Origin of the sequence: Paenarthrobacter sp., assembly GCF_031180005.1 — a bacterium.
Taxonomy (GTDB): domain Bacteria; phylum Actinomycetota; class Actinomycetes; order Actinomycetales; family Micrococcaceae; genus Arthrobacter.
In genome coordinates this window covers 1-5,102 of sequence record NZ_JAPSHI010000060.1, presented here as the reverse complement: position 1 = coordinate 5,102, position 5,102 = coordinate 1, and the positions used below count along the sequence as shown (strand labels likewise).

Sequence of the window (5,102 nt, the reverse complement as noted above, 5' to 3'; positions counted from 1 at the left end):
CGCCCCAGCGCCTCCACCACAGACTGGACAGACTCGTCCAGCTCCTGAGGGGTTGCCAACCCCAGGTCCTGCTCAATCACATGGACCTTGCGTCCGAGGGCGTGGACTTTCTCGGCTGTTTCCTCGGCCCCGGCCCGGTTCAGCAGTGCAACGTCGGCTCCGGCCTCCGCCAGCGCCACTGCAGCGCCCTGCCCCAGGCCACGGGATGAACCCGTCACCAGGGCAATTTTCCCGTCCAGTCGGAACGAATCGAGAACCATCAGTTTCCCTCCATAGCTAAATCGTTGTCTTGCCGTCCCAGCGGACGGTCACTCAAGGAGCCGTACCCAGGCGTTGGCCGCCCGGCGGCGACTCAGTAGTAGGTCCGCAAATACTCAGCGAGGCACAGGATTGCCATCGCCTGACCGTACGGCATCGACGTGCGTGGGATGTCGCGATAAAAGTCCAGGTCAGAACCCATACCGGTGCCGAACGATACTTGCTGCAGCTCGCCGTCTGCCGAGATATTTGAGATGACAGCCCTGATTGCCTTCTCCGCCACGGCAGCGTACTTGCGGTCGAGGTAGCCTTTGCGCACTGCCTTGAGGATTCCATAGGCGAATCCGGCAGTCGCCGACGCTTCAAGGTACGAGGAAGGGTCATCCAGAAGCGTGTGCCACATTCCTGAGGCATCCTGCAATTCAGCAAGGGCCGCGACCTGGGCGTCAAGGACCTCAATCAGAAACCGGCGCACCGGGTCGGACTCGGGCAGGTCCACCAGTTCCAGGAAGTCTGGGATCACCATGGTCAGCCACGAGTTCCCACGGGCCCAGCGGGCCTTAGCAAAGTTGTGGTTGCCGTCAAACGACCAGCCATGGAACCACAGCCCTGTCTCCCGGTCCATGAGGTACGCCACATGGGTGAGGAACTGGAAGGTTGCCTCGCTGACATACTGCGGCCGGCCTAGCAGCAGGCCGATCTTGGTCAACGGCAGGACGGTCATCATGAGGGTGTCGTCCCACAGCTGGTGATGGTTCTCCTCGGCCAACGTGATGTGCTGCATGCCGCCGTGAGGTGTCCGCGGCATCTCACGCATAGCCCACTCGCCCCAAGAGTCGAGCCACGGCAGGAGCGCGCGGTCGCCCGTCTCCTCGTACCGGCAGGCAAGTGTCAGGAACGGTGCCATTGTGTTGACGTTTTTCGTGGTGCCCTCGGCCAGCCGTGCAGTGAACCAGGAGTCAATGATGTCCCGCACCGTCGTTTCACCGGTCTGGTCGTAGTACTGCCACATCCCGTACAGGCCGACGCCGTGAGTCCACTCCCAGCCGGCCCAGCCTTTAGTATCAATCACTCGGCCGTCGTCGAGGTGAAGGAGGAACGCTCCTGTCTCGTCCGTGATATTGACCAGATTTTGCGTCAAGAGGTGGACCATTCTCTGGAGCTCCACCCGGGAGATGAACCGCTCCGGCGCCCGCAGTAGCGGGCTGTGCTTGACTGCCCACACTGCCTGTGGCTCTTTCTTCGTTTCAGTCATTACTGCTTCCAGACTCTTGTTCCGTCGTTGCCGTGCCTCCGCTGAAGGCGGATGAGGGCTGAGCTCACGCGTGTGCATTCTTAAGTGGTTGCGAATCAGCCTTGTGCCCTTCGAGGTCCTCGAGCGACTTGCCTTTAGTGTCGGGAGACAGGAAGGTAGCGAGCGCCGCGACCAGGCAAATGCTGAACGTGGTCAGCCCGATGACCATCGGCACGTTCGTCGATCCGGGCGGAGCGATTGCCGTGAAGATGCTCGGGAAGAACGACGCGATCATGAGGCCGACGTTCTGTGACACGGCGAATCCAGTTACTCGGATCCGCATAGGGAACTGCTCCTGGAAGAACGTGGCGAATGTCGCGTTCCACATCTGGAAGAAGATCCCCTGCACGACCACGACGCACACGAAGACCAGAACCAGGCTTCTCTGGTCAATCGCCCACAGGTATCCGCCCGCCAGCAGGCCGCCGCCGATTCCGCCAGCCACCATAAGAGCCCGGCGGCCGATCCTGTCGGAAAGCGCGCCGAATACCGGGATCGTCACTACCGCAGTCAAATTAGCCACGAGGGTTACCCAGAGGAACTCGCTGCTTGAGTAGCCGATGCCGTAGCCCTTTTGCGTGGCGTAGGACACGCCAAAGATGAGGGTTGCCATGCCTATCACGTTGGTGAATGTCATGATGACGCACCGGACCAGGCCCCAGGGGTGGGTGCGCAGGAGGTCGATGAGCGGGAACCGCCGCTTCGCCTTGCCTTTTTCGGCCTGTGCCAGGTACGCCGGGGGCTCCTGCACCCGACGCCGAATGATGTATCCGGCAAGGATCACGAAGGCGCTGAGCAGGAAGGGGATGCGCCAGCCCCAGGTCTCGAATTGGTCCTTCGGGAGCAGGGCGGAGAGCGGGAGCAGGACAGCGGTGGCCAGGATTGAGCCGACCTGCGTGCCCTGAAGGCTGAAGCTCGCGAAGAAGCCGCGCCTGGCATCGGGAGAGTGCTCCACAATCATCGCGCTGGCACCGCCGAGCTCGCCTGCGACCGCGAACCCCTGGATCAGGCGGAGGATTACCAAAAGGACGGGCGCGAGGATGCCGACCTGTCCGTACGTGGGCAAGAGTCCGACCGCGAAGGTCGCGAAACCCATCAGCAGCATCGCGAAGACGAGCACCTGCTTGCGGCCATGTCTGTCGCCGTAAGCGCCCAGGACGACAGCGCCGATCGGACGAGAGACATAGCCCACCGCGTAGGTCGCGAGCGAGGCGATGATCGCGACGGTCGAGTTCTCGGACGGGAAGAAGATGGAGGGGAAGATAAGTGCCGCGGCCAGCGAGTACAACGCGAAGTCGTAGTACTCAAGAGCACTTCCGATCCAGCCGCTCATTGCGGCCTTTTTCGGGTCCCTCCGGCCGATGCTGGCTTCGAGGTCGGGGAGGTTATCCCCGGAGGATTTGATGTTCATTCGCTGATTTCCTTCGTCATCATTGGCAAGGAACCGGAAACGTTCCACTCCGACTGGTTCTCCATGATCGTGACTTTTTGGTGGAAAACCCGGGGGAAGAAGCCCAAGAGCCCCGGTCGTTTGAATCGATTCATCAATCGTATGCGGTGACGTACATTACGTCAACGCATCCATCAAAAACCGCATAACGGAGCAGGCGGGACACCTTTCACGCGGTGCTGCTGTGAGCATGGTCATCCGCCAAACTCGGGGAGGAGGGTTGTCTGCCTGAGGGCTTTGTTGGGCTTTCCTGAGGCTGTTGCCTCCACGCCACAGGCCCCTGCTGCGCGCCTGGCCTCGTCTAGCCCTTGGGGCCGGTCATGGGCTGGATGTGCCATGGCGGCGGGCTACCGCTCCGAATGACTCCGCAATAAAATCGGCAATAAAAGATGCCCGCTGCTCCTCAGCCAGTGGCTGCCGTATATGCCTGCCTGGCCGCGAACGATTATCGAGGCAGGCTAGTTGCGAGCCAGTCCGCGGTCCATTGCCGGGGACGGCGCGGCAGTGCCTGCGGTACTTTGCCTGACGACCAATTCCGGCTCAAACACAACCGCTCGGTGGCGCGGATGCTGCGCGTCCAGTTCCTCCGACAGCAGTTCAATGGCTGTTCTGCCGATAGTCTCGGTGGGCTGTCTGATGGAGGAGAGTGGTACGACGGCCGATACGGCAAAGTCGATGTCGTCGTAGCCGATCAGGGCAATATCGTTGGGGATCCGCACGTTATTCAACATGGTCAGCGATTGCATGACGCCCAGCGCCAGGAGGTCATTGGCGCAGAAGATGGCGTCCGGCATGTCGCCGGTGCGCCGCGCCACCACGCTGTTTCCCGCTGCGCGTCCAGCAAGGACCGACTGGCCACCCGAGTCGAGAACTTCCAGTGCCGCCCCCTGTACTTCGGCGACAGCGCGGCGGGCGCCGGCGAGGCGGTCCTGGACCTGGCTGATGGAGAGCGGCCCGCCCACGAAAGCGAGCTTCCGGCGCCCCAGGTCGAGGAGGTGGCGGGCGGCGAGGTAGCCGCCGGCGTCATCATCTACCGACACAGAGCTGAAGCGGTTTTCATCAGCGAGGCGGTCCACCAGGACGGTGGGGATGCCGCGTTGCCGCAGTGCCTCCAGCCTGTCTGCCACATCTCCCACAGGGGACAGGAGCAACCCCTGGACGCGCTGTTCCTGGAACAGGTCGATGTAGTGCGATTCGCGGGTTGCATCGTGGCCGCTGTCGCCGAGCAGGACCGCGCTGCCGTTCACCGCCGCGGCGTCCTCGGCGGCCCGGACCAGGGCGGTGAAGAACGGGTTGCCGACATCTAGAACTACGACGCCGATGGTGCGGCTGTGCCCGGCCCGCAGCTGCCGTGCTGCATCGTTGCGGATGAAGCCGAGTTCATCGATGGCCTTCAGCACCCTGTTTCTCGTGCGTTCTGAGACTCTGTCGGGGTTGTTGAGGACGTTGGATACCGTTCCTACCGCGACCTGTGCGTGGCTGGCGACGTCCTTGATGCTGGTTGGCCGGGACATTTGCTGGTCCTCCGAAAGATCGTTTGCTCGGGTGCAAAGCTTGACACCCTTCCGAACTCCAGAGTACTTTGAATCGTAGTAATGAAACGATTCAATCTCCTTCCATGCATTTCCGCCCACCCACGCAGGAGCTCGAAATGAGAGTTTGCTTCCGGTCCTCCGTCCAGCCCGAGTTGCTGGAGGAGTACATTCGGCGCCACGCCGCGGTCTGGCCGGAAATGCTCGCTGCCCTGAAGGAAGCCGGCTGGAACAACTATTCGCTGTACCTGGACAGCGACGGACTTTTGATCGGCTACCTCGAATGCGACGATTTTGACGCCGTGCGGGCCCGGATGGCTCTCACCGACGTCAACACCCGCTGGCAGGCGGAAATGGGCGCGCTCTTCCACAGCAGTGAGGTTCCCCCTGACGAAGGCTTCCGGGTCCTCGAAGAGGTCTTCAACCTCGACGAGCAGCTGGCCGCGGCAACAGAGACAAAGCACCAAACGCTGCCGACACTGTCACCGGCAAGCTCTGACACCGCCAAACTCTGAAACCGTGAAACTCTGACGAAAGAAAAATCATGAACAACACAGCATCGGCGCTG

The 5,102-nt window shown here is 61.8% G+C and carries 6 protein-coding genes; 1 reads left to right on the top strand and 5 read right to left on the bottom strand.

From position 1 onward, the window contains the following. The 5 genes from RIF72_RS19810 to RIF72_RS19790 all read right to left on the bottom strand — a co-directional run. The coding region (locus RIF72_RS19810) for an SDR family NAD(P)-dependent oxidoreductase (protein WP_309076496.1) at nucleotides 1-260 on the bottom strand (260 nt) is incomplete at its 3' end. Nucleotides 261-352: 92 nt separating this feature from the next. Next, nucleotides 353-1,513: a glycoside hydrolase family 88 protein gene (locus RIF72_RS19805; protein ID WP_309076495.1), complete on the bottom strand. Its 1,161-nt coding sequence runs from the start codon at nucleotides 1,511-1,513 to the stop codon at nucleotides 353-355. 64 nt (nucleotides 1,514-1,577) lie between these two features. Then, nucleotides 1,578-2,963, bottom strand: a complete 1,386-nt coding sequence (locus RIF72_RS19800; protein WP_309076494.1) for an MFS transporter — start codon at nucleotides 2,961-2,963, stop codon at nucleotides 1,578-1,580. Next, complete coding sequence (locus RIF72_RS19795) at nucleotides 2,960-3,097, bottom strand: hypothetical protein (protein WP_309076493.1); 138 nt, start codon at nucleotides 3,095-3,097, stop codon at nucleotides 2,960-2,962. The genes RIF72_RS19800 and RIF72_RS19795 overlap by 4 nt, the downstream gene beginning before the upstream one ends. A gap of 363 nt (nucleotides 3,098-3,460) precedes the next feature. Continuing rightward, a complete protein-coding gene (locus RIF72_RS19790; RefSeq protein ID WP_309076492.1) occupies nucleotides 3,461-4,516 on the bottom strand; it encodes a LacI family DNA-binding transcriptional regulator in 1,056 nt (351 codons plus the stop codon). Nucleotides 4,517-4,653: 137 nt separating this feature from the next. Here RIF72_RS19790 and RIF72_RS19785 point away from each other — a divergent pair, with 137 nt between their 5' ends. After that, nucleotides 4,654-5,049 (top strand): L-rhamnose mutarotase, encoded by a 396-nt coding sequence (locus RIF72_RS19785; protein ID WP_309076491.1) that lies wholly within the window; start codon nucleotides 4,654-4,656, stop codon nucleotides 5,047-5,049. The last annotated feature ends 53 nt before the right edge of the window (nucleotides 5,050-5,102 follow it).